The sequence below is a fragment of the Exiguobacterium sp. 9-2 genome, assembly GCF_036287235.1.
Classification (GTDB): Bacteria; Bacillota; Bacilli; order Exiguobacteriales; family Exiguobacteriaceae; genus Exiguobacterium_A.
Map to the genome: position 1 here is coordinate 2599837 of NZ_CP142850.1, position 24348 is coordinate 2624184.

The window sequence follows — 24348 nt, forward strand, 5'->3', positions numbered from 1 at the left end:
AAAGCGCGCTCGACGCTTTCGACAGGGATAGGTAAGACCCGGTAGACCGCATGAAATGCGAGGATGTCGCAGCTTACCTCCCGCCTGCGGAAAGGGAGGATGACCAACTGACTCGTTCGTCTTATGAAACGATAGACTGATGATGGTGCGAAGAAAACCCCTGCATTTACGCGGAAGGGCTCCCCTAGCGTTCCATGTCATCGGCGACGATTTGGATATCGATTCCGCGGACATGACGCATGATTTCATTGATGATCGATCCGCGTCGGATTTCCTGCCAGCGGGTCCGCGCGGATTGACCGAGGACGATTTGCGTGATGCGATGATGTTTGGCAGCGGCGGTAATCGCTTGAGCAATCGAACGTTCGCCTTGAATCCGGATCAGCACTTCTGCTCCGAACAAGGCACCACTCTCCCGCACCATCGCAAGCACTTCCTTCTGTTTCGCATTCAATTGATTTTCCGCTGCCGGTAAAATCGTCAGAACATACAGTTCCGCCTTTAATCGACTTGCCATGCGAAATCCGCGATAGATCAACTTTCGCGCGTTATCATTAAGCTGGATGCAGACGAGAATCCGTTCTTGTAACGTCGCTGGGTCTTTTTCAATCAACAAACGTGATTGATAGACTTGATCGTCGACTTCGTCCGCGACTTGTCGTAACGATAACTCCCGTAAGCTCGCGAGATTCTGAAGCGAGAAAAACGAATTCAGACTCTGTTCAATCTTTTCTTTCTTGTAGATTTTCCCTTGCTCGAGTCTCTCCCGTAACGTTTGCGGCGTCACGTCGACGAGTAAGATCTCATCGGCCTCTCCGAGAAATGGATCCGGGATTCGCTCCCGGACCTCGACACCCGTCACTTCTTTGACTTTAAAGAGTAAGCTTTCGAAGTGCTGGATGTTGACGGCCGAGTAAACGTTGATCCCGGCGTCAAGGAGTGCCGCGACATCTTGATAGCGTTTTTTCCGTTCTGATCCGGGAGCATTCGTATGCGCCAGTTCATCGATCAGGACAATATCCGGGTGACGGGCAATGATCGCGTCCACGTTCACCTCAGGAAACACTTTCTCTTTATAGACGACTTCAAGTAACGGGACTTGTTCGAGCTGTCCGACCATCTCCGCCGTCTCTTTTCGACCGTGTGTCTCGATCAGACCGATGACGACATCCTTGCCTTCAAGCGTCAAGGTTCGTGCATCGGCAAGCATCTTATACGTTTTTCCGACACCGGGAGCTGAGCCGATATAAAGCTTCAGCTTTCCCCGTGTCATGATTTGCTCCGATCAAGTGCTAGGTTCAAAAGGAGGACATTGACGTAATCATGCGTCCCGGCTTCTTTCGTGATTAGCTTGCGTACCTCGTCACGCGATAGGTCGCGTGCGGTTGCGATACGCTTCGCTTGATCCAAAGCATAAGCGACTGAGATATGCGGATCGAAACCAGAACCGGATGTCACGAGGGCATCGTCCGGAAGCGAAGCGCCGTCCTCTCGATTCTGTTTCTGCAATGCCGCTATCTTCGTACCAAGCTCCGGGTTCGATGCTGCCAAGTTATCCCCAGCAGATGATCCCGCTAATTGATCGACCGCTGATGGACGTCCGTGAAAATACTGTTTCGACGTGAACGGTTGGGCAATCAATTCCGATCCAATGAATTTTCCGTTTTCCTGTACGAGTGAACCGGCTGCTTTATCCGGTACGAGAATCTGACCAAACAGCGTCAACAAGGCGGGAAAGACGATCCCGCATAATGCTGTGATGAAGATCGTCACACGAATGGCTTGTTTCATGATTCGTTTTCTCCTTAAAGGATGCTTGCAAGCAAGACATCGATGATTTTAATCCCAATGAACGGTACGATGACACCACCAAGACCGTAGATGAGTAAGTTACGCCCGAGCAATTGATCGGCTGTCATCGGTTTATACGAGACACCTTTCATCGCGAGCGGGATCAGCATCGGGATGATGATCGCGTTAAAGATTAGAGCCGACAAAATTGCTGTCGTCGGGGAATCGAGTCGCATGATGTTGAGTACTTCCATCTGCGGAATCGCGACCATGAACATCGCCGGGATGATCGCAAAATATTTCGCGACATCGTTTGCAATCGAGAACGTCGTCAACGCTCCCCGTGTCATCAAGAGCTGCTTTCCGATTTCGACGACTTCGATGATCTTCGTTGGGTTCGAATCAAGATCAATCATGTTCGCTGCTTCTTTCGCAGCTTGTGTCCCACTGTTCATCGCTAGACCTACGTCCGCTTGAGCGAGTGCTGGTGCATCATTCGTACCGTCCCCTGTCATGGCGACGAGGTGACCAGCTGCTTGTTCTTGCTGAATGACACGAATTTTATCTTCCGGTTTACATTCGGCGACGAAGTCATCAACGCCTGCTTCGCGAGCGATCGTTGCTGCCGTCAACGGGTTGTCGCCGGTACACATGATCGTTTTGATCCCCATCTCACGCAACCGATCAAACCGTTCCCGCATTCCTGGTTTGACGGTGTCTTTCAAGTAGATGACTCCAAGAATCGTCGCCTCTATCGCAACGACAAGTGGGGTTCCACCTAAGCGTGAGACGGAATCGATCGTTTCTTGCAAATCATTCGGAATCGTTCCGCCTTGTTCTGTCACCCATTCTTGAATTGCTTGACCCGCCCCTTTCCGTACACGGCGACCATCCGTCAAATCAAGACCTGACATCCGTGTTTCCGCGCGAAACGGAATGATTTCTGCGCCATCTAACCACTGGCGCTCGACTGGCATGTCTCGTAGTTCTGCGAGTTCTAAGACGGATCGTCCTTCTGGTGTCTCATCGGCTAACGAAGCGATGATTGCCCCTTCGAATGCTTGCTCGGAAGAGCGTCCACCGACAGGCGTGATTTCCGACGCCATCCGGTTCCCGAACGTGATCGTTCCCGTTTTATCTAAGATGATCGTTTGGATATCCCCTGCTGCTTCGACCGCCTTCCCGCTCATCGCGATGACGTTAAAACGGGTGACACGGTCCATCCCGGCGATGCCGATCGCGGACAGCAAACCACCGATCGTCGTCGGAATCAAACAGACGAGCAAAGCGATCAAGATTGGACCAGAAAGATTGAATCCAAGATAGTTCGTAAAGACTGGTAACGTCATGACGACGAGTAAGAAAATCAATGTCAAGCTCGTCAACAGTGTTGATAAAGCGAGCTCGTTCGGTGTCTTTTGACGGCTTGCGCCTTCGACAAGCGCAATCATCTGATCGAGGAACGATTCCCCTGGATTACTCGTGATTCGGACTTCAATCTCATCACTAACGACGAGTGTTCCACCGATGACCGACGAGAAATCACCCCCCGCTTCCTTGATGACTGGTGCCGATTCCCCTGTGATCGCCGATTCATCAATTGAAGCAAGACCTTTGATGATTTCACCGTCACCTGGTATATATTCACCGGCCCGGACGAAGACGATGTCGCCTTTCCGGAGTGTCGCGGACGAGACACTCTCAATCAATTGTCCGACACGTTTACGAGCCATGACGTCCGCTTTCGACGCTTTTAGCGAGTCTGCTTGTGCTTTCCCGCGTCCTTCGGCGATCGATTCTGCGAAGTTCGCGAACAAGACCGTCAAGAAGAGTATGATGCTGACCGTCAAGTTAAAACCACGCATCTCATCAATGAAGATCGTATAGCCGATTGCGAGCAAACAACCGATCCAGACGACGAACATGATTGGTTGTTTGATCATGTTGACGGGATTCATTTTTTTAAAGGCGTCCATTGTCGCCTGGCGGACAATCGAGCCGTTGATTGCTGATTTGGATTGGTGTTCCGGCTGCCCATTCGGTTGGTGTTCGTCGGACGTCGGATGCATGATACGTTCCATCATATGCTTTTATCTCCTGTTCACATCGTCAGCCAGTCCGCGACCGGTCCAAGTACGAGCACTGGCAAGAATGTCAATGCACCGACGAGTACGACCGTACCGAGGAAGACTGTTCCGAAGAGTGGTGTGTCTGTTTTGAATGAAAACTCATCTTGCGGCACGGATGGCTTCGCCTTCAGCGAACCAACGATCGCAAGCATTAAAATCAATGGGATGTAACGTCCGAAAAATAACGCAAACGATGTCGAGACGTTCCAGTAGACATTCGCGTCCCCGAGCCCTTCAAATCCAGAACCATTATTGGCTGTCGCCGACGTGAATTCGTACAAGACTTGTGATAGCCCGTGATAGCCTGGATTCGAGATGCCAGCGACGCCTGGTGCAACGTACATGGAGATTGCCGTTCCGACGAGAATCAAGAATGGTGGCACAAGAAGTGCGATAGCGATCATCTTCACTTCGAACGTCTCGATTTTCTTACCAAGGAACGTTGGTGTCCGACCGATCAAGAGACCTGTCAGGAAGACTGCGACAAAAGCATAAAGCAAGACATTCAAGAATCCAGCGCCGGCACCGCCGTACACGACGTTCAGCATCATGTTGCCGAGCTGAATCAAACCAGCAAGCGGATGAAGCGAGTCATGCATCGCGTTGACGGCACCCGTCTCGGCTGCTGTCGTAATCGAGCTGTAGAGCGCTGTACCGACTTGACCGAAGCGTAATTCCTGACCGTGCGCGGTCGGGTTCGCAAATAAGCTACCTGCCATGCCGAATGTCATCATGACGAACAAAATCGTCATGACGCCAAGGAAAAGACGTCCTTGTTTCGCAGAACCGATGATTTTTCCATACGCGACAGGAAGTGACATCGGAATCAATAACATTAAGAACATCTGGATGAAGTTAACGAACTGGTTCGGGTTCTCAAACGGATGGGCACCGTTTGCTCCGAAGAAACCACCGCCGTTGTTACCAAGCTGTTTGATGACCTCAAACGCTGCGACCGGTCCACGGTAAATCAACTGCTTCGCCCCTTCAAGCGTCGTGACGCTGATTGCGCCACTAAACGTCTGTGGTACGCCGAGTAAAATCATCAACATCCCGAAGAACAATGAAATCGGAAGCAGGATGCGGAAGATGAAGCGAACGAAGTCGGCGTAGAAGTTACCGAGCGGTTTATTCGCAAGACCACGGATGACAGCGATACAGACCGTGAATGCCATCGTCGGTGCAACGAATAACATCGTTCCAAGGACGAACGTTTGTGAGAGATACGATAAAGCTTCACCCGAATAGTGTTGTTGATCGGTGTTCGTCATGAAGCTGATCGTCGTATGGAGCGCTGTCGACCAGTCAAGATTAGCGGCGCCGTTCGGATTGAGCGGTAGACTTCCTTGAAAGCGAAGCAACAAATACCCACCGATGAAAAACAGTAGATTGACGACTAATAGACTTTTTGAATAGCCGACCCACGATTGATCTTGTTTCTTTTCATCGACACCGAGTAACGATAGAAGGCGTCGTTCGACCTTACCGATTGTATCGACCCGACGCTCTGCGATCGGCGCAAAGTACATCCCGATGTAGCGACCGAGCAAGACCGCTGCACAAAGTGCAATGACGAGTAGGATCCAAAATTGGATCAGGAATTGAGTCCACATGTTTTTCTTTTCTCCCTATGCGATTAGAATTTTTCTGGATAGATCAGACAATAACCGAGATACAAAAAGACGAGACATCCCATTGCTAGTAAAAACCACGTCATTTCCGGTCACCCGCTCTCCACTGGACACGTTCGATCAGTCGAATCATTCCGAACGTCGTACCGAAGAAGAAGACGAGCAGTACGATACTCCATAGTTCTCCCATTATGAAATTACCCCCATATTATTCAATATTTTTACAATTAAGCACGACAAAAAGACGATGTGAGGCGAAAAACGGCCCCAGCATCGCCTTTATAACTTGGCATACTGAAAAAGAGTCGTTCCCTCCTAAAAACGCCTGCGAGGTTAGCTGTCGGATTCGGGCATACCTAGGATTTCGCCCTACCTTTCCCGTTCGGAAAGGATTCACCCCGTGTCACATGTCGTGACGATTGGGTCCCCCGCTTCAATCATGAATTCGGCGTACTTTGAGATCGAAGCATTAACATGTTAGTGTTCGTTGATGAGATGGATATTACTCCGATTTTTTAAGGTTGTAAATAGAAAAAATGAAAAAAAAATAGTCTGATTTTTTAATGACTTACTTTCGAAAAATAGTGTTTTTTGACTCTATGCTATAGAAGAAAAAAAACCACAGAAATCGATTCTTTCATCTAAAGTGGAGGAGCTCCTTTTTAGATCGAATCGCTCTGCGGTTTCATAAGCAAATCAGAATTATGATTGCTGATTCATTTTGGCATGGACCGTCAAAGGAGCTAGCATCGTCACCCATAGGGCAACCACTCCAGAAACAAGAATCACAATATCGCGTTCGAATCCAAGCGTCAGTAAGGTAATACAACTTCCGACGAGGACGAGACAAAGCGTCGCGATCATGACGAACCGCGATTGTTTCAACATTTTTCTCATGTGGCATCTCTCCTTTCCTTCCATATTCCTTTTCATCGTAACAAAGATTGACATCAAATGCGTCGTTGATACTTGATTGTGATGTTTCTGTCATCACGCAAGTAATGATAGCAGACGACAGGAAAACGGATTTGTTACACTAGAGAAGTACTTAAAAAGGGGGAATTGATATGTTACAAGATCATTCATTTCAACGCGTCGACGGAACGTCGGCATCCTTAAGTGACTACCCAGCTCAAGCATGGCTGATCGTTAATACAGCCAGTAAATGCGGCTTGACGCCACAGTTCGAAGGACTGGAACAATTGCATCAAGACTATCGTTCGCAAGGATTGACCGTACTTGGTTTCCCATGTAATCAGTTCGCGAACCAAGACCCCGGAACGGACGAGGAGATTCAGTCGTTCTGCCAAGTCAACTACGGCGTGACGTTCCCCGTTTTCTCAAAAATCGATGTCAACGGTGAGCAAGCACATCCGTTATTCGAAGAACTGAAAGCACAAGCACCGACGACGGACGGTACAACAGACATCGAGTGGAATTTCACGAAATTCCTCGTGACTCGTGATGGAGAAGTGACGCGGTTCTCTCCAAAAACGAATCCAACGGATTTGACGGCAGCGATCGAACGATTGCTCGTTCAAGTCTAAAAGGTAAGCTTCCCTCCTTCTCCCTTGAAGGAACGGAAGCTTATTTTTATGTTGTCCCCGGCTCAAGATGACGACTGATCATCTCTTCCGCCAATCGTTTGACATCATCGATATCGCGCATTTCCGTGAACGGATGCCCCCAGACGATCAGCTCTTCGATTTCTTCAATCAGTTGCGTCGTGTATCGTGTACCATCGGCAACGAACTCTTGCGCAATCGTCGATTCAAAGGCAGCATACTTCAGGAGCCACGGTTTCTCACTCAAGATTTTGTGGGCATGCTTCGCCTGCTTGAACGTCACATCGCCGACGAGGACGACGGGATCGAATCGTTCATGGAGAGGATGCGTATATTGAACAGAGATCAGTAATCCATGTTGGTTCGTTTTTTCCTGTTGTCGGACATACGTCCGCGTTAGGAAATGTGGAACGAGTGACTCAGCACTCTCTTTCGTCTGATGGATGCTCAAACCATGTTCCGTTTGGACGACATCCGGTAGGACTGGTTCGTATCCACGGTTCACTAATTGTTGATCGAGCTCTTTGAATAACAGCAAAGTATGTTCGACAAGCGCTCGGACTTGGCGAAACGATAATTGGATCGATTGATTGATCATAGGATGACCTACTTTCTCTAAAAGTATGGCAATATACAGTTATTTACCCAAACTTTTCCGACTTCATCCCTGTTTCAGCGAAAGTTCCTCGAGCCACTTACGTGTTTGCTCCTGTATACGCGTTTTCGTCTGTTCCGGGTCGAGGGTGATCTTCTGATCGACATGAATCGATCGACAATCAAGTGCCTGCGGGATGTTTTCTTCGACGATTCCTGCAAGGATCAGACAAGGAACGCCAGCTGTTCTCGCCATCCGCGTGACCTCACCTGGCAATTTACCGATTTGGCTTTGACGGTCGACCCGTCCTTCCCCTGTCCAGACATAATCCGCTTGTTGCATCCGCTCTGCTACACGAAGGTGTTGCAAGATCATCGATGCGCCCGGAACGATCCGTCCACCAAGCGCATACACGGCTCCACCGAGTCCGCCGGCTGCCCCTGCTCCTTTGACGCCCTCTAATCCAAGTAACTTTCCAATCTGTTCGAGTTGTTGATCGAGTTTTATGATGTCATCCGGAAGCAGTCCTTTTTGTGGACCAAACAGATAAGCCGGACCATCTAGACCACGATAGGGAGCTGTCACATCTACGAGGGCTTCCAGCTGAACCGGATACGTTGAACAATGAATGGCTTGCGTCTCAAGTAACGGATTTGTACAAAACAAAATCGGCTTACCCGAGGCATCTTGAAGACGACAACCGACTTCCGCGAGTAAACCAAGTCCCCCATCCGTCGTACCTGTCCCCCCTAACGCCAGTCGAATACGTGTTATTCCTTGATTGCGTAACTGTTCCATCAAACGCCCGACGCCACGCGTATTCACTCGAACAGGATTATCTCCGCTTTGTCGCATCGGCAGTCCACAAATACGCGCGACTTCGATGACGGCGTCTGAATCTTTTACGGCATACTGTACTTCACACGGACGACCTGCTAGATCAATCGTCATGGTCGTCTTTTCCTCATATCCAAGCGCGAGATAGACTTCAAGCGTTCCTTCCCCACCGTCCGCGATAGGTGAGGAATCGATGATCGCGGTTGGATCATGTGCCAGTATTCCAGACGTGACGGCTTCTGCTGCCTCCTTCGAAGAAATACTACCTTTGAACGCATCCATTAAAATCAAGTGACGTTCCATCTGTAAGCTCTCCCTTCAAAAATCTCATATCAAGTTTTGATTGCGTTTCCAATTAATGTTACGATGATACTAATTTCAAATTACCATTCCCTTATCTGACATTTCATTTTACATACACAGGAGGTCTTATCCCATGGAACGCTGTTCGTTATGTGGAACACCACTTCGTCAACACGATACGACTTGTTCGCATTGCCAACATCCTGTTATCAAGAAAGAACAACTCGCCGAACCACCCACTTCGTCCACTTCACGGACTTGGCTCATCAGTACCTGCCTTTTGCTCTTTCTCGTCGGAGGAGCCGGTTTCCTGTGGTATTCGCTACAAGATCCCGTTTCCCCTGAAGCGGGTCCGACACCTAGTGTCGAAGCACTCGCGCTTTCGGAATGGTCCGATGAACAAACAGCGTACAATCAAACGTACTCGAAAGACCGTCCTCCAACGTCCTATGATGTCCTTCGCTTTGTCCGTCAATATACTCGGACGATTCCGGAGCTTGCGACATTCTCGAAGAAATACGATTCCATCGAGACGTTTTCTGCGATCCAGTTCACGACTTTGAACGTCTTTGAATCAGAGTTCAAGCATCTCCATCGTATAACGAATGCCGTTGATGCCCCTGTCGCTCCAAGTGTTCTCGCCGTGACATTCCAAAAATTCACGTCAAAGGGAGTTACGTATCATTTACGTACACAAGAAACGTACCAAATTGCGACAGCAAACGGTTCAGAGCCTGTGACGTATCGCGTCCATTATCGTCTGAAAGTGCATACGGATCATCTTCAAATCATTGATGTCAATCGAACGGAGGTGACTTCATGAAACGAGTGCTCCTTTGTCTGCCTCTTTGTCTTCTGATGGCGTGTTCGCCAGAAACATCTAGGATTCAAGAACAGCTCGAGCAGCAAACCTACACCCGTGCCGTCGAACGATCGGAACAAGATATCGATGAACCGGCTGCTCAGCTGATGGTTCAGCTTGAACGACAGCTTGCTGGTTATCAACTGCGTGATGTCTTAAAAACAGCGGAAGCAATCGAACGTCTTCAACTCACAACAGATCATCCTGTTCGAAAAAGGGCAGAAGCCATTGCCCTCAGTGCAAAAAAGATGTTGAAGCAAGTCAAACAGTTCGAAGGTACGTATGAAGTCGAACGAAGTATACTCGAAGACGAGCCGTTCGACGGAACCGGACGTATTCATGTGTCTTTTGACGAGCAGGACACATTCATCGCGATGATTCGCTTTGAGCAGTTCGGTCTCCCGGACGCACTGCGAAACGACGAAGAGATCATTCGTTTTGAACCGGATTTCTCTGCTCGTATCAACTTATCCGAAGGACAAGTCAGTTACCGCTTCGCCCGCTCGACACTTCGTGTGACGTTCGAAGGACCGAGCGGTAAGCGAATCTATCAACTCAAACAACTATCAAAGAAGTAAACGCTAAAATGCCGCTCCACTCTGAGAGAATATCCTCGAGTGAAGCGGCATTTTTGACGATTCCTACTCAGCGCGCAGCTTGAACGTGTTCATACACCTGTTGGCATAATTCATGTGTCGCGAGGCTATCAGACGCTACGACCGATTCGGAATGTTCCCCTTTGATCGTCCGAAGGAACGCGTCTAACATATCGACGAACCCGCGTCGCTTTAACGTCGCTTCCCAGTTATCGAGCGGATACCGGAGCGTCCCTTGCTTCGTCAATTGATCGAGTGTCGTCACGTCGGTTGCGACCCGTTTTTCCTCCGGTCCCATCACTTCGACGCGTTCTTCCGTCATACCGTTATCGCGGTTCATGACACCGATTGCCGTGATGCCGTTTGAGACGAATTGAATCGTCACGTGATGTAGCCCGCTTTCGTCTTGCTTACTCTTGACGTGTAAGTCTTCAATCTCACCACGTCCCGTCAAAAAGCGAAGCGTGTCCGCGACATGGATGAAATCATCGAACAGAAATGGCTTGGCGTCTTCGATGAACGACGTCCGATTCTTTTGCATGAGGACGAGATTCGGATCGTTCACTTCAAGTAAGCGCTGGTGTGCTGACGCAAAGCGACGATTGAATCCCGTGATGAACGGTAACTGCTTCTCTTCCGATAGACGAGTCAGTTCACGAATTTCTTCAATTTCCATCGAGACTGGTTTATCAACGTAGACGGCGATTCCTGCTTCTAGCGCTTGTCGCGCTTGCTCGGCATGGACGACGGTCGCTGAGTGGATCATGACCGCGTCGATCCCTTCCTGTACAGCATCAGTAAACGTCGCGTATGTCCCCGCAAAGCGATAGTCTGCTTGCAATCGTTTTGCTTTCTCTTCATCTCGTGAAATCAAATATACCTCGATATCAGATCGTTCAGCATAGACCGGTAAATAGGCTTTTTGAGCGATGTCCCCTAAACCAATGACGGCTAATTTCATATGAACTCCTCCTTTTCGACTGTTGCTTACATTCCCTATGATACGTTAATTGACACGAAAAGATGAGAAACAGCCCTTTACAGGCATCAAATTCCTTTTTTTGAAAAGAAGTGAATTTCCTTTTTTTGTTTTATGATAAAACCATATTTGAACAAGGAGGGAATGAGTTTTTATGAAGCGCTTGCTCCGTACTAGTCTTACGCTCTTATTATTGTTCGCTTTGTGCCTTCCCGCCATTCCGGCTCAGGCAGCCAGTTACCAAGTCGTCGTCACTTCGACGATTGGAGCGAACATCCGCTCGAAGCCGAGTACCGCCTCGTCCGCAACGATTGTAAGACGTGCTGCGTACAAGGCAAAATTTACAGCCGTCTCGTATACGAATGGCTGGTACAAGATCAAGGACGGAGGTACATATCGTTATCTATCGAACCAGGTCGCTCAAAAAGTATCGAGTAGCTCAGTGAAGACGTACAAAATCGTCGTCTACTCGAAAGCTGGAGCGAACGTCCGAACATCCCCAAGCACGGCATCGTCAAAGAATATCAAGCGACTCGCACCTTACAACTCGAAGTTCAATGCGGTTTCGTATTCGAATGGTTGGTATAAGGTCAAAGGTACGACCAATTACTACTATGTGTCGAACCAAGTCGCTAGAAAAGTGACGACGAGCAGTCCAAAACCATCGAGTGGTAGTTATCCTGTTGCGTCGATGCGGTATTTTAAGCTTGGATCGTCAAGTTATCAATTGACGAAAGAAAGTTTCGTTCGCCGTTACCCAGCGAGTACAACGAAACTATTGACGGGGATCGTCGCTTATGACGAAGCAGTGCGTAAAGGCACACTCGATCAAACGTTCACCCTGACGTCTGCGATGTTATCTGTCCCTGCTGGCAGTAGCGTAGCGGGTTTCCGTGTTGGCGACAAAGTGACGATGCGCCAACTCTTGAACGGGATGCTGATCCGCTCTGGCAACGATGCAGCAAAAGCGATCGCCGTCCGGACAGCAGGTTCTGAATCGAAGTTCGTCTCGTACATGAATAACCGCGCCCGTTCGATCGGGATGAGTGCGAGCCATTTCATGAACCCACACGGTTTCTATCATCCAAGTCATTACACGACAGCTGCTGATATGCAAAAACTCGCGAATACATATGCGAAGTACAGCACACTCATGACGATCAGTGGACGAAAATCATACCAGACGACCGTTAAAGGACCGTATGCACGGACATTGACGTGGTATCATACGAATACGTCGCTTCCAGGAGATACACGTGTTTATGCGAGCAAGACTGGTTACACACCGGAATCTGGCTACACACGCGTCTTCTTCATCAAAAAAGGATCGACACGATATGGTCTCGTCACACTGAAAGGAACGTTGTCCCAAACCGAGACGACACTTCGCTCCGTCTTAAATCAATAATCGACTCATCAACAGTCTGGTTTTCCGTTTCGGGAGCCAGACTGTTTTCTTTTTCCTTCAAATTATACTTGCGCTGAAAACGAATTCATCTTAGAGTTGAAATTAGAATCAGACGTCTGACGTCTTAATGAAGGAGAGTTTTTACGTGGGAAATGTCAGTTTGTTATTTGGGGGCGTTGCGCTCTTTTTAAATAGTTTGACCTTGTTCGGAAAAGTCGATCTCCGTAGCGCTGGTGTGTTCAGTCTCATCACGGGTCTACTGCAAACGTTCATCGCAACGTATCTCGTCATCGATGCTGCAGGTGATCCAGCGTTGACGTTCGGGTACGCGAGTATTTATCTGTTTTCCTTTACGTATGTTTATGTCGGGATCACGTTCTTATTTAACCTCGACGGAAGCGGTGTCGGTTGGTTTTCCTTGTTCGTTGCGATCGCCGCTTTGTTTTATGCATTTGTCAGCTTCACGACAGCAGACATCATCGGCGGGGTGACATGGTTGTTCTGGGTATTGCTCTGGAGCCTGTTTTTCCTTGGGATGGGAATGAATCGCCCGATTGACGCGATCACTGCCCGCGTCGCCCTCGTATTAAGCTGGTTGACGTTGATCGTCCCGGCACTGATCGGTCTTCGATTCGGCTACTTTAGTACGGCATATCAATGGTTATGGAGCGGTGCTGCCATTTTGACTGTCGTCTATTTCCTCTATACGATGATGAAATTCTCGATGCTTCGGACGATCCGCTCGTCGTGACATGCTAATCGATTCATCAAAAAAGATGTCTATTTCCAGTTATGAATCGGAGATGGACATCTTTTTTGATTGATGGAGAACGCTATCGTTCATCCGCGACTCCTACAGGAAAAGAAAGTGCCATTGGTACTTTCGTCAGGGATGAATCAGACCCGGCAAACAGCATGAAATGTTGGTTGCCGCGGCTGATTTCCCGCCTGAGGAAAGCGCGGATGAGAGTAGCGTTCGTTTCGTTATCAATCAGTCCTGATATCGCAATTTCCTCTCCATTCCAATCATTTGAGCGCTTCCTGCAGTTGAGCTTGAACTTCTTTTAACGACTTATCCGTCGGATGCCAGTAATAGATGCCGTCCGATTCGATGCCTCCTGATCCGTCAAGCGACAAGGTCTTGACGTTACGTAAGGCATCCCGGTAGTCCGTCGCGACCGTCCGGGCAACGGAAAATGGTACGTTCGTCTTGACGTTTTTCCCGAGGGCATCGAGGATAGCGTTGAAACGACGAATCGAGAAGTCTTCTGTCATTTTATCGGCAACTGCCTGAACGACTTGCCGTTGGCGGATTTGTCGTCCGAAGTCCCCACGTGGATCATCGTGCCGCATACGGGCATAGGCGAGTGCTTCCTTCCCGTTCAGTAATAGTTCTCCTTTTGGGAACTGCATCTCATAGTACGAAAAATTGATATCGTTCTTGACTCTGACCCCATCCACCGCATTGACGAGATCCGTAAAGCCCGCTAGATTGATCTCAGCGAAATAGTCGATCTGGATCTTTAACAGATGACTGACCGTATCAAGCGCCATCTGTGGACCACCGAAGGCATAGGCATGGTTGATTTTATCATTCGAACCATTGCCGATGATGTCTGTCTTTAAGTCGCGCGGGATGCTGATCATCTGACTGGTATTCGTTTTCGGATCAATCGTCACGACGATGATCGTATCACTCCGTCCTGTCTCATTTTTTCGTTGATCGACGCCGAGTAAGAGAAACGAGAGTCCTTTTTTCTGCTCGACGGTTTTTTCCGTCTCAACGCTTGCTTTGACCGGTACCTGGACTTCTTCGAGTGTCTGACTCGCTTTATGATACACATATCCGCCTGAACTAAAGAGAAGGAGCAGGCAAATCCCCGTAAGTGTCAGTACGATCCATTTCCATTTCTTCATCACCCATTCTCCTTTTCTTCAATTTGAATTCAGGACGGTCGTTGTGCTTCGAGTACCAGCAAAGCATTGCGCCAGCTACCGAACAAGGCAGTGATGACTCCGATGCTTGGCGCATCACGTCCGATACTGAACCGTTGATAACTTGCGATCGTCAGATGCTCCGTCTCTTGTGCGGCTTCAGCAAGTACGTCGAGCACTTCTTCTTCCCGCCAGCGTTTACGTGGGAATTCGATCCCAATGATTTCAAGTGCGTTTGACCAAGAGCCGTACCGGCGGGCAATCGTTGCGACGGTCGGACGATTTTGACCAGCCGCCCACTTCGTGTAGGTCTGACTCGTCAAGACCGGCAAGACCCCTTGCGCTTCCAGTAATGACTCGATGATCCGTTGTTCCATTTCCTGGACGCGTTCCTTTAAGATGTCCGCTTCTGACAATGCCTGCTGCCACGAGTTGAATTGATGGACGATATCCGTCAGGCTTGGTGCTTGTTTCTGTTGTGCCCATTCGCGGTACGTCGCACTCGTGAAAGGATGGAGTTCCTCCCGTGCCTGACGCAAGGCGTCAATGATTTCCGATTTCGTGAACGTCAAGCGGGCATGCCCGATGCCTGCTCGTTCCAAGGCGATTTGCCACGATCCAAACAGCATCAGGATTTCCGCGACGCTTGGATGAGTGGTGTGGAGTTGCCAGCGGAAATAGGTATTGGCCGTCAATTCATTCTTCCCGTTCGCAGCGAGACGGAGTGCGTGGATCGCTTCCTCCATATCGCGCATGACGATGTCCCCTTCCCATATATTCATGACTGGACGTTCCGGCGTACGGTCGTCTGTAAAGCATGACGAACGTTTCGGATGACGACGGCTTGTTCAGTGAACGTCATTTGTGAAGCAGACGGAAGGCAGATACCGTCTTCAAACAAGCGACGGCTGACGTCAACCCCTTCTGCTGTGACAAATGGTACGTCGCGATAGACGGGCTGTAAGTGCATCGGTTTCCAGACCGGGCGAGACTCGGCATTCGCTTGTTGCAGTGTCTGAATCATCGCATCGCGTTGCGCTTGACCACCCGGTAAAAGAAAGGCACTGAGCCAGCGGTTGGCGAATGTTCTAGGCTGCTCGACTTGCGACGTGACGCTGTCCGGTGCAAAGGCACGGTCGTAGCGATCAAAAATTTTCCGCCGTGCATCGACGCGTTGATCGAGAACCTCAAGCTGTCCCCGTCCGATCCCAGCAGCGACATTACTCATCCGGTAATTGTAGCCGACTTCCGTATGCTCATAATGCAAGACCGGCTGTCGCGCTTGTGTTCCGAGATAAAAGGCACGCTCGATCAGAGCCGGATCATTTGCGACAAGCATTCCGCCGCCTGACGTCGTGATGATTTTGTTGCCATTGAACGAATAGATTCCGAACGTTCCGAACGTTCCTGTCATCCGCCCGTTGACACGAGTCCCGAGTGATTCTGCAGCATCCTCGATCAACGGAACATCGTATTCTTCACAGAGCGCAGCAATCTCCTCGATTTGCGCGGCGACACCGTACAGATGAACGACGATGACAGCCTTCGGAAGTCGACCACGCGTCGCCGCCTGGATCAAGGCCCGACGGAGTGCGACGGGCGACATGTTCCAGGTCTCTTCTTCCGAGTCGATCAATACAGGTCGCGCTCCGACATACCGAATCGGATTCGTCGAGGCAATGAACGTCAAGGACTGACAGAAGACATCATCCCCCGTCGTGACACCAAGTGTCGCGAGCGCCAGATGGATCGCTGCTGTCCCACTGCTCGTCGCAAGCGTTGCACCAGCTCCCGTGTATGCTTGCATATCTCGTTCAAAGGCATCGACATTTGGTCCAAGAGGGGCGACCCAGTTCGTCTCGAGTGCCTCGTTGACGTAACGGGCTTCCTGACCACTTAAATGCGGGATGGAGAGTGGGATGTGTTTCATGATGTTTCCTCCCTTCGAGGTGACAGATGACGAATCGGTGTTCGGTAGAGCGGGAACCAGTGACCCATTTGAGTTTCCGGATGTTGTCGTTCGAATTGTCGCGTTAGACGCTCATAGATCGTGGCATCAAGAATCGACGTACCGAGTCCAAAAAACGTTTGATTCGCACTAAAGGATCGTTTGTAGGCAAGTAAGCTATCCGTATTCGATCGTGTCGTGCCTCCCCCGAGATGAAGCGCTTGAAAACCGGCTTGTTTTGCCCAACGAATCATCTCTGCGAATAATAGATGGTTGGGTCGAAGTGCTAACGACGCGGGATCGGAAGCACCGAGATGATAATGCGCGAACTGGCGACCAGTCAAGACGATGCATCCGGCGATGATCCGTCCGTCATGTTCAGCAAGCAACAGGACATTTTTGATTCGTCCGTCCGCGAAGTGATCGAAGTAGGTCTGATCAAAGTAATACCGGGCATCGGCTTGATGTTTGTCCATCGTCATCTGATAGAGACGCGCGAAGTCCCGGTATTCTTCCGGGCGTCCCAGACGAATCGTGACGCCTTCGCGACGCGCCTTCCGGATGTTGCGTCGCGTCATTTGCGAAAAGTCGCTTTCGATCATCTCGAACGGGTCCGTTAGTTCCAGTGTCACGGTCGGCTGCAGGATCTCCGTTTGATGGCACCAGTATTGACCCAGTTCTTGATTGTGCAAGAGTGGATGGAAGCGAACCGTCTCTGTGACGATTCCCGTCTCATTGCAATAGCGTTCGAATCGCTCGCGCGCTTCGCGAATCTGATCGAGTGACCAGATGCCTTTGAAAGAAGGACCACCGTAGCCGTAAGGTGTCGTGATATCTTCAAAGAGTGTGCCTGGAATCCGTCGCCGCAAGTACGGATAGATCAACGTCCCAAACTCCGTCGGATAATAAAATAACTCAGGAATCTCGTCGTGTTCCTTCGCGAGTTCGAAGTAAGCATGTTCGTAGTAACAATCGAGCTGATAGGTCGCAACGAGTGCATCCCATTCGCGCGGATCCCGGATCAACCGTTCATCGCTTAACGACATCATGGGGAACACCTCCGTCGAGACCCTTGAACTCACCCATCCCAGTCTGATGAGCCGTCGAGTTCCCTTCTGACGAGATGACCATTTTGAACGTCTTGAACAAGATATAGAGATCGAGTCGGAATGTCTGATTCGCTGCGTACCATTGATCTTGCTCGAGTCGTTGTTGCCACGTCGTCGCGTTCCGTCCATGAATCTGCGCCCAGCCCGTCAGACCAGGAAGGACATCATGCCGTGTCATCTGCTCCTTCGTATAGTGGTTCAAGTAACTGACGAGTAATGGACGCGGTCCGACGAAGCTCATCTGTCCGCGAAGAATGTTAAAAAACTGCGGAATCTCATCAAGGCTTAAGCGACGAATCCACTCGAGTGATGCGGGAATCCGGTCTGCATCCGGGAGAAGTTTTCCCTCAGTATCCATTTCGTTCGTCATCGTGCGGAATTTGTAGATTTTGAACAACTCCCCCTTGTAACCTGGGCGGACTTGATTGAAGAAAATCGGACGACCGAGCTTCGTATAGATGACTAAGGCGACGAGGGCGTAGACGGGAATCAGGATCAAGATAGCGATAAGACTAACCGTGAAGTCGAATGTGCGTTTCATGATGACGTCCTCCTTTTACATAGCTGAAAAGAGATCAAGTTGTCGTTTGATGACGTCGGCTTCGTTGAAATGTTTCATGGCACGGTCAAATCCGTTCCGTCCCATCTCGTTGGCACGGTCAGGATGTTCGACGAGTGTGTTCATCCGTTTGGCAAGCTTCGTGATATCGCGGACTTCGATGAGATAGCCTGTCTTCCCCTCGACGACTTCCTCACGACAGCCGCGGATGTTTGTCGCGATGACCGGTTTTGCGCTCGCCATCGCTTCGATGATTGATCGTGGTACGCCTTCACGATGCGACGGTAAGACGAAGGCATCGACTTGTTGGAACAAACCCGGTACGTCTTCGACGAATCCAAGGTAGTCGACGTTTGGAATCTCGCGGATCCGCCGTAAGAATAAGTGTTTCGTCGTCTGATCGCGCTCGCTTGCCATCATCTCACCGGCAATGACGAGACGGGCTTCCGGGTGACGATAGACGACATCCTCGAATGCATCGAGCAGTTCGAGAATTCCTTTCTCTTCGACGATCCGACCGATGAATAAGAACGTAAACGGCGCTCCGGCTTCACGTGGTCGTGGGTAGAAGCGGGTCAAGTCGATTCCATTTCCGAGATGCATCAGCCGGGTATTCGCTTTAAAGCGTTTGCGCTGGGCGAGTTGATAATCTTCCTCGCTTTGAAGGAGCAGATAATCGGTCGCGAGACGTGCCAACCACTTTTCGACTGAATACGTTAGCTGATACGTCATCCGCCCCATCTTCTCGTGGAAGTAAAAACCGTGTGCCGTATAGACGATATGCTTCGTCCCGGCACGTTTGGCGGCGACCCGTCCAAGGGCAGCGGCGACTGGTGTGTGGACATGGACGACGTCGTAACCATCCTCTTTCAAGATTCGCGTGATTTCACGGATCGTCCGCCAGTTACTCGTCCAGTCGATTCGCCGCTCGATCGGAATGTCATGCATCCGGAATCCCTTTGCTGCCAGTTTCACCGAGGCACCCGTGTCGGCACAGGCGATGCCGACGTCGTGCCCCGCATTTTGCAAAGCGAGTAAGAGCGGCTGCAACATCGTCTCTGCCGTCGTATCGAGAGCACAGACTTGAAGGATTTTTAGAGGCGCCATACGTGGACCCCCTCCGGTTGTTCTGCTCGTGGCAACATGCCTTTGATGTCGACGACGATGCCGCGACCGACCTTCAGTAAGTGTTGTGCTAGATTCCAACCACCTTCAACGTATTCTTCGTGTGAGACGGCAAAGATGACGACGTCGGCTGGTTTGAGTTCACTCATCTCGAGTAAGTCGATCCCGTACTCACGTTTTGCCTCACTCTTTTCGACGAGTCGGTCCGTCACTTGGACGTCGATTCCGAACTCTTCGATTTCATGAACGAGGTTCGCAACTTTCGAGTTGCGGATGTCGCTGACGTTTTCTTTGAACGATAATCCAAGAATTGTGACCCGGGCGCCGAGCACCGGCATGTTCTGTTTGATCAAGTTCTTAACGAGCGCTGTTGCGATGAAACGCCCCATCGTATCGTTGATCCGGCGACCGGCAAGGATGACTTCCGGATGGTATCCAAGTGACTCCGCCTTCATCGTCAGATAGAACGGATCGACACCGATACAGTGACCGCCGACGAGACCCGGACGGAACGGGAGGAAGTTCCATTTCGTACCGGCTGCTTCGAGGACTTCGAGCGTATCGATGTTCATCCGGTCGAAGATGATTGCGAGTTCGTTCATCAAGGCGATGTTGAGGTCGCGTTGTGTGTTTTCGATGATTTTTGCTGCTTCCGCGACCTTGATCGATGAGGCACGGTGGACACCGGCTTCGACGACGGCTTCATAAACTTCCGCGACGATATCCAGTGTCTGTTCATCTTGGGCGGAGACGATTTTTTTAATCGTTTTAAACGTGTGCTCATGGTCACCCGGGTTGATTCGCTCCGGTGAGTAGCCGACGAAGAAGTCGACACCAGCGCATAAGCCGGACGCTTCTTCAAGAACCGGGATACAATCTTCTTCCGTAGCTCCAGGGTAGACGGTCGACTCGTAGACGACGATGTCGCCTCTATTGAGTTGGCGACCCACGAGGTGCGACGCCCGTAAGAGTGGTGTCAGGTCCGGCTGGTTCTGTGCATTGATCGGGGTCGGAACGGCGATGATGATGAAGTCGCTCGCCTGCAGTGCCGATGGATCTGAGACATAATCGACGGTTGCGTTCTTCAACGTGAAGGGACTCAGTTCGAGTGTCGCGTCGATGCCTTCTTGAAGTTCTTGGATTCGTTGTTCCTTGATGTCAAAGCCGATCACGCCCGTCTTTTCACCGAACGCAACGGCAACGGGAAGTCCGACGTAGCCGAGTCCGACGACGGCAATCGAACGGTTGGCAATGGGAAGTGCACCAGTATGGGCTGCTGTCGTATCTACGATGTGTTTGACTGCCTTGTTCATGTTGGGTTCCTCCTATTTCATCGACTGTTTGACGATCAACGTTTTTCCGTTTGGCTCTTGTTTGACGTGTTCGACTGGTTCGAGGACGATTTTCATGTCGGAGCCGAGTAACTTGCGCATCTCGTTCAAGAGAATCTGTTCGTGCTTCGGTTGGAAACGTTTCGCATCCGGAATATAGCGGAGTGTCACATGATTGAGCGCATGCTGTTCGACTTGGAGTCGTAGAACTGAGTTCGGTAGCTCCCGGGCAATCGTCGTGATGTCTCCTTCGAAGACTTTGCCACGCTTCTCGCTGACGATGTAGCTCGTTCCCCGACCATCGATCGAGGCGATGACGGGACCATTTAATCCGCAGCCGCATGTCTCGTCACTGAGTGTCATCCGGTCACCGATCCGGTAACGAATCAGCGGTGTGCCGCGTGTCGTAAAACAGGTGACGACGACTTCTCCGTCCTCTCCATACGGTTCGATGATGCCAGTTTCGTGGTGCAGATGCAGTTTATGATGGCGGCACTCCGAGATGATTGGTGCTCCTTCCGAGGAACCGTATTGATCAAAGACCGGGACACCGAATGCTTCCTCGAGGATGGAGCGCATCTCCTCCGTCACCGTTTCTGATGTCGGGAAGATGGCGATCAGCGGGATATCCAGTTGAATGTGGTGCTTCAGCATATAACGGGCGATTTCGACCATCGCCGTCGGTGTTCCGTCGAGTGCGCGTGGTTGAAAACGATTCAGCTCTTCAATATAGGCTGGGAAGTTCTCTTCTTTCATATGAAAAATCGAGAGTAACAATTGATTGAGTGGTCGATTCATCCGCCAGAAGATCGGTTTCGTTTGATCGACGGCTGTCAGCGTCCGACCGGTGAAGCTTGCCCGGCGCATTCCGGCCTTGAAACCGTGGAGTTCCTTGAAGTAATCAAGATGGGCCATCCGTTCCTGGACATCTTCTCGCATGAAGGCGACCTGGAGTGACTTTCCGCTCGTCCCTCCCGTCCGTCCGCGAACCGGCGCATCGACACGGGACATGAACGCATCATTGTTTTGGCGAAGCGTCTCTTTTTCAAGGATCGGAATCGTCTTCAGCTGCTCGAGTGACGTAAACGGTAACTGGATGTCATGTTCGTGAAAGAGTTGTCTGTAATACGGTGTATGCGCCACGGCGAAGGCAAGGAACGCATTCAGACGGTCGAGTTGTTCCGCTTGGTAATCCCGCGTCCGGTCCTTCATCCGGAGCTCCTTCATCTTTTGCTCATAGAAGCGACCGTAGCGTTCTTGCATCAACTTCCGACCGTATAACGAGGTCAGCCAATTTTGGATGAAAATTGGAGAGCGATAGTAGATATTCTCTTTAAGCGCCATCTTGGATTTCCTCCTTCATCAAGTAATGGCTCTCGTACCAGTCGATGAATGCATGGACACCAGCTTCGACCGTCGTCTGTGGTCGGTAGCCGATTGTCTCAAATAGTGAGGAGACATCGGCGAAACTTTCCGGGACGTCACCCGGTTGTAACGGCATCCCGTTCTTGATCGCCGTCTTACCGAGGCGTCGTTCAATCAAGGCGACGAATTCACTTAAGCGAATCGGGCTATGACTACCGATGTTGTAGACGCGATACGGGACGTTGCTACGATCCGGTAAGGGATTTGACGCGTCAAACGTCGCGTCGACTTCCGGTTCAGTCTGGAACAGACGATAGATGCTTTCGATGATATCGTCGACGTAGGTGAAGTCTCGTCCCATCTCGCCGTAGTTGTAGAGATCGATTGGTTCGCCCTTCGCAATCGCCTCTGTGAACTTGAACAATGCCATATCCGGGCGCCCCCATGGACCGTAGACGCTAAAGAAGCGAAGCCCTGTCGTCTTGATGCCGTAAAGGCTGCTATAGGTGTGTGCCATCAATTCGTTTGCTTTTTTCGAGGCGGCGTAAAGACTTAGCGGATGATCGACGGCATCCGTCGTCGCAAACGGCATCTTCGTATTCGATCCATAGACGGAACTCGATGAAGCGTAGATCAACTGCTCGACGGGATGATGGCGACAGGCTTCTAAAATCGAGAGAAAACCGACGATGTTTGATGTCATGTAGACATCGGGTCGGTCGATGCTATAGCGTACGCCTGCCTGCGCTGCCAGGTGGAGAACGAGATCAATTGATTCTTGTTCAAAGATTCGCGCGACGACTTCCGTCTCTTCGAGTGAGACCCGGTAAAATGTATAATTCGTGCCGAGTTCAGCGAGCCGGGCTTCTTTTAACGTCGGGTCGTAATAGTCGTTCACTTCATCGAGTCCGATGACTCGGTAACCCTCCCGGATGAAACGACGTGCGGCATGAAATCCAATGAAGCCTGCGATACCAGTGATTAAGATCGTTTTATTCGGCACGGTGTTCGACCTCCTCGAAGTAGTGGCGCGCTTGCAGGCGCATGTAGTGAACGGATGTATAGACGATGAGTAACATCGGGAACAACTTATACCGGTGTCGAATGGCCGTTCCGACGTTGCCGGTTCCAAGACCGAAGATCAACGCGTTGAGTGCAAAAAGAAGGAAAAAGAAGAAGAGGACGCTGCCGAACGGATGCTGACGAATCAGTTTGAACGACCGAATGATGGTAAAACAACCGATGAAGTAGAAGATGGCGTCAAGGAAGAAAATCAGGATGTTCATGACACTCGACCATTGCCACGGGAATGGTGAGAACAGGAAGTAGATCATCCGGATCGGTGAGTAGAGAATCATGTCGCCTGGACCTGTCACCGTCAATCCATTCAAGTAAGCGGAGCCGCCACGGTCATAGCTCATCCCGCTGAACAACTGTCCGTTTTCCGATACGTGGGTGAACTTCGCGAACAAGACGTCTTGGAAGCTGTAGACGATGAAGCCGACGACGAGTACTTGGAAAATCAGTCGCTGTACCTTCGTCGGTTCAAAGTCCATGCGTCGTGTCTCATGGCTATAAAACGAGAAGTAGACGAGTAAGACGGCGATTCCAACGGCAAGACCGGAGTGGAACATCGTACTGACGAAGTAGCCGAGATACGCGAGAACCATATGTCTGCTGGACTTCTCTTCCGTCCAGCGGACCATGTAATAAAGCGTATAGACGATTCCAAGGGCGACGATCTGATCCCGTAAGAGAATCGGTGAGAGCAACAATCCTTGCGGGAAGAACGCGAAGATGAGTGTTGCACCGAAGACGTATCGTTCCGGTAAACGTAATCGCTGTAATGTCTTTGCTAGAATGACGACGGCGACGACGCCAAGGATGACGTTGAAGAACTGAGCTAGGATTCGTTCCGGTCCGAACATCAGATAGAAGATTCCGAGAAACTTGGAATAGGTGCCGCGGACGACATCATTGAAGGTCGACGGGTCGGTGAAGATTTGGACACCTTCGAGATGAAAGGCTTCCGTATCGTCCCCACTGTGCGGTGGTAAGCGGAACAGTTCGAGATCGATGAACATCAAAACCAATCGGACGAAGAAAGCGGTGATGAAGACAAGATAGAGCGGCGTCGTCTCGGCTTGGCGGAGTAGGTAATAGAGAAACAACACCGAGTTGATGAGCAGCAAGGCGGTCACGTACGTGTCCGGGAAGAGCGACCGGGCGAATTGACAAACGAGCGCTTCAATGACGATGAGTAAGAGAATTGGTCGCATC

Annotated in this window: 24 protein-coding genes and 1 riboswitch; of the genes, 5 read left to right on the forward strand and 19 right to left on the reverse strand. The window is 50.4% G+C overall.

Annotation, left to right across the window (positions count from 1 at the left end):
* Window positions 1-184: 184 nt before the first annotated feature.
* The 6 genes from VJ374_RS13590 to VJ374_RS13610 all read right to left on the reverse strand — a co-directional run bounded on the left by VJ374_RS13590 (window position 185) and on the right by VJ374_RS13610 (window position 6448).
* A complete protein-coding gene (locus VJ374_RS13590; RefSeq protein WP_056063215.1) occupies window positions 185-1273 on the reverse strand; it encodes a universal stress protein in 1089 nt (362 codons plus the stop codon).
* The gene (gene kdpC, locus VJ374_RS13595; protein WP_290784486.1) at window positions 1270-1791 is read right to left on the reverse strand and encodes a K(+)-transporting ATPase subunit C; all 522 of its coding nucleotides are present in this window, start codon (window positions 1789-1791) and stop codon (window positions 1270-1272) included. The genes VJ374_RS13590 and kdpC overlap by 4 nt, the downstream gene beginning before the upstream one ends.
* A 14-nt stretch (window positions 1792-1805) precedes the next feature.
* Window positions 1806-3872: a potassium-transporting ATPase subunit KdpB gene (gene kdpB / locus VJ374_RS13600; RefSeq protein ID WP_442899610.1), complete on the reverse strand. Its 2067-nt coding sequence runs from the start codon at window positions 3870-3872 to the stop codon at window positions 1806-1808.
* Between the two features lie 20 nt (window positions 3873-3892).
* A complete protein-coding gene (gene kdpA / locus VJ374_RS13605; RefSeq protein ID WP_329469171.1) occupies window positions 3893-5533 on the reverse strand; it encodes a potassium-transporting ATPase subunit KdpA in 1641 nt (546 codons plus the stop codon).
* Between the two features lie 23 nt (window positions 5534-5556).
* Window positions 5557-5637 carry a potassium-transporting ATPase subunit F gene (locus VJ374_RS16005; protein WP_081780413.1) on the reverse strand — a complete coding sequence of 27 codons (81 nt, stop codon included), beginning with the start codon at window positions 5635-5637 and terminating at the stop codon, window positions 5557-5559.
* Window positions 5638-5858: 221 nt separating this feature from the next.
* Window positions 5859-6012, reverse strand: a riboswitch (cyclic di-AMP (ydaO/yuaA leader).
* Between the two features lie 241 nt (window positions 6013-6253).
* Entirely contained in the window at window positions 6254-6448 is a 195-nt protein-coding gene (locus VJ374_RS13610) for a hypothetical protein (RefSeq protein WP_023469379.1), read from the reverse strand.
* Window positions 6449-6618: 170 nt separating this feature from the next.
* On the opposite strand from VJ374_RS13610, the gene VJ374_RS13615 reads away from it, so the two are divergent.
* Window positions 6619-7098, forward strand: a complete 480-nt coding sequence (locus VJ374_RS13615) for a glutathione peroxidase (RefSeq protein WP_035410348.1) — start codon at window positions 6619-6621, stop codon at window positions 7096-7098.
* Between the two features lie 46 nt (window positions 7099-7144).
* Here the strand turns inward: VJ374_RS13615 and VJ374_RS13620 are convergent, their stop codons facing one another.
* Together VJ374_RS13620 and VJ374_RS13625 are read right to left on the reverse strand one after the other, a co-directional pair.
* On the reverse strand, window positions 7145-7714 hold the full coding sequence (locus VJ374_RS13620; protein ID WP_329469172.1) for a hypothetical protein: 570 nt from the start codon (window positions 7712-7714) through the stop codon (window positions 7145-7147).
* A 63-nt stretch (window positions 7715-7777) separates the two neighbouring features.
* Window positions 7778-8851: a glycerate kinase gene (locus VJ374_RS13625; protein ID WP_329469174.1), complete on the reverse strand. Its 1074-nt coding sequence runs from the start codon at window positions 8849-8851 to the stop codon at window positions 7778-7780.
* A 133-nt stretch (window positions 8852-8984) separates the two neighbouring features.
* Here VJ374_RS13625 and VJ374_RS13630 point away from each other — a divergent pair, with 133 nt between their 5' ends.
* Complete coding sequence (locus VJ374_RS13630; RefSeq protein ID WP_035410353.1) at window positions 8985-9674, forward strand: hypothetical protein; 690 nt, start codon at window positions 8985-8987, stop codon at window positions 9672-9674.
* Window positions 9671-10291, forward strand: coding sequence for a hypothetical protein (locus tag VJ374_RS13635; RefSeq protein WP_329469175.1), 621 nt, complete (start codon window positions 9671-9673; stop codon window positions 10289-10291). The genes VJ374_RS13630 and VJ374_RS13635 overlap by 4 nt, the downstream gene beginning before the upstream one ends.
* A gap of 67 nt (window positions 10292-10358) precedes the next feature.
* Here the strand turns inward: VJ374_RS13635 and VJ374_RS13640 are convergent, their stop codons facing one another.
* Window positions 10359-11270 carry a Gfo/Idh/MocA family protein gene (locus VJ374_RS13640; protein WP_035410358.1) on the reverse strand — a complete coding sequence of 304 codons (912 nt, stop codon included), beginning with the start codon at window positions 11268-11270 and terminating at the stop codon, window positions 10359-10361.
* Between the two features lie 172 nt (window positions 11271-11442).
* Between VJ374_RS13640 and VJ374_RS13645 the strand changes: the two genes are divergently transcribed.
* Together VJ374_RS13645 and VJ374_RS13650 are read left to right on the forward strand one after the other, a co-directional pair.
* Window positions 11443-12696: an SH3 domain-containing protein gene (locus tag VJ374_RS13645; RefSeq protein ID WP_329469177.1), complete on the forward strand. Its 1254-nt coding sequence runs from the start codon at window positions 11443-11445 to the stop codon at window positions 12694-12696.
* A 145-nt stretch (window positions 12697-12841) separates the two neighbouring features.
* On the forward strand, window positions 12842-13447 hold the full coding sequence (locus VJ374_RS13650) for an AmiS/UreI family transporter (protein ID WP_329469179.1): 606 nt from the start codon (window positions 12842-12844) through the stop codon (window positions 13445-13447).
* A 275-nt stretch (window positions 13448-13722) separates the two neighbouring features.
* Here VJ374_RS13650 and VJ374_RS13655 read toward each other — a convergent pair whose 3' ends face one another.
* Genes VJ374_RS13655 through VJ374_RS13700 form a run of 10 tightly spaced genes read right to left on the reverse strand, consistent with a single transcriptional unit; the run spans window position 13723 to window position 24347 of the window.
* Window positions 13723-14613, reverse strand: a complete 891-nt coding sequence (locus VJ374_RS13655; protein ID WP_329469181.1) for an LCP family glycopolymer transferase — start codon at window positions 14611-14613, stop codon at window positions 13723-13725.
* 29 nt (window positions 14614-14642) lie between these two features.
* On the reverse strand, window positions 14643-15386 hold the full coding sequence (locus VJ374_RS13660; protein ID WP_035410371.1) for a hypothetical protein: 744 nt from the start codon (window positions 15384-15386) through the stop codon (window positions 14643-14645).
* A gap of 23 nt (window positions 15387-15409) precedes the next feature.
* On the reverse strand, window positions 15410-16561 hold the full coding sequence (locus VJ374_RS13665; RefSeq protein WP_329469184.1) for an aminotransferase class I/II-fold pyridoxal phosphate-dependent enzyme: 1152 nt from the start codon (window positions 16559-16561) through the stop codon (window positions 15410-15412).
* Window positions 16558-17628, reverse strand: coding sequence for a lipid II:glycine glycyltransferase FemX (locus tag VJ374_RS13670; RefSeq protein ID WP_290752710.1), 1071 nt, complete (start codon window positions 17626-17628; stop codon window positions 16558-16560). Before VJ374_RS13670 ends, VJ374_RS13665 begins: the two co-directional genes overlap by 4 nt.
* Entirely contained in the window at window positions 17609-18229 is a 621-nt protein-coding gene (locus VJ374_RS13675) for a sugar transferase (protein WP_035410380.1), read from the reverse strand. Before VJ374_RS13675 ends, VJ374_RS13670 begins: the two co-directional genes overlap by 20 nt.
* Window positions 18230-18244: 15 nt before the next feature.
* Window positions 18245-19354: a glycosyltransferase family 4 protein gene (locus VJ374_RS13680; protein ID WP_329469188.1), complete on the reverse strand. Its 1110-nt coding sequence runs from the start codon at window positions 19352-19354 to the stop codon at window positions 18245-18247.
* The gene (locus tag VJ374_RS13685) at window positions 19342-20685 is read right to left on the reverse strand and encodes a nucleotide sugar dehydrogenase (protein WP_308101972.1); all 1344 of its coding nucleotides are present in this window, start codon (window positions 20683-20685) and stop codon (window positions 19342-19344) included. Before VJ374_RS13685 ends, VJ374_RS13680 begins: the two co-directional genes overlap by 13 nt.
* Window positions 20686-20697: 12 nt before the next feature.
* Entirely contained in the window at window positions 20698-22047 is a 1350-nt protein-coding gene (locus tag VJ374_RS13690; RefSeq protein ID WP_290752719.1) for a phenylacetate--CoA ligase family protein, read from the reverse strand.
* The gene (locus VJ374_RS13695) at window positions 22037-23071 is read right to left on the reverse strand and encodes an NAD-dependent epimerase (protein ID WP_035410391.1); all 1035 of its coding nucleotides are present in this window, start codon (window positions 23069-23071) and stop codon (window positions 22037-22039) included. The genes VJ374_RS13690 and VJ374_RS13695 overlap by 11 nt, the downstream gene beginning before the upstream one ends.
* Window positions 23061-24347 (reverse strand): hypothetical protein, encoded by a 1287-nt coding sequence (locus tag VJ374_RS13700; protein ID WP_329469191.1) that lies wholly within the window; start codon window positions 24345-24347, stop codon window positions 23061-23063. Before VJ374_RS13700 ends, VJ374_RS13695 begins: the two co-directional genes overlap by 11 nt.
* Between the last annotated feature and the right edge of the window lies 1 nt (window position 24348).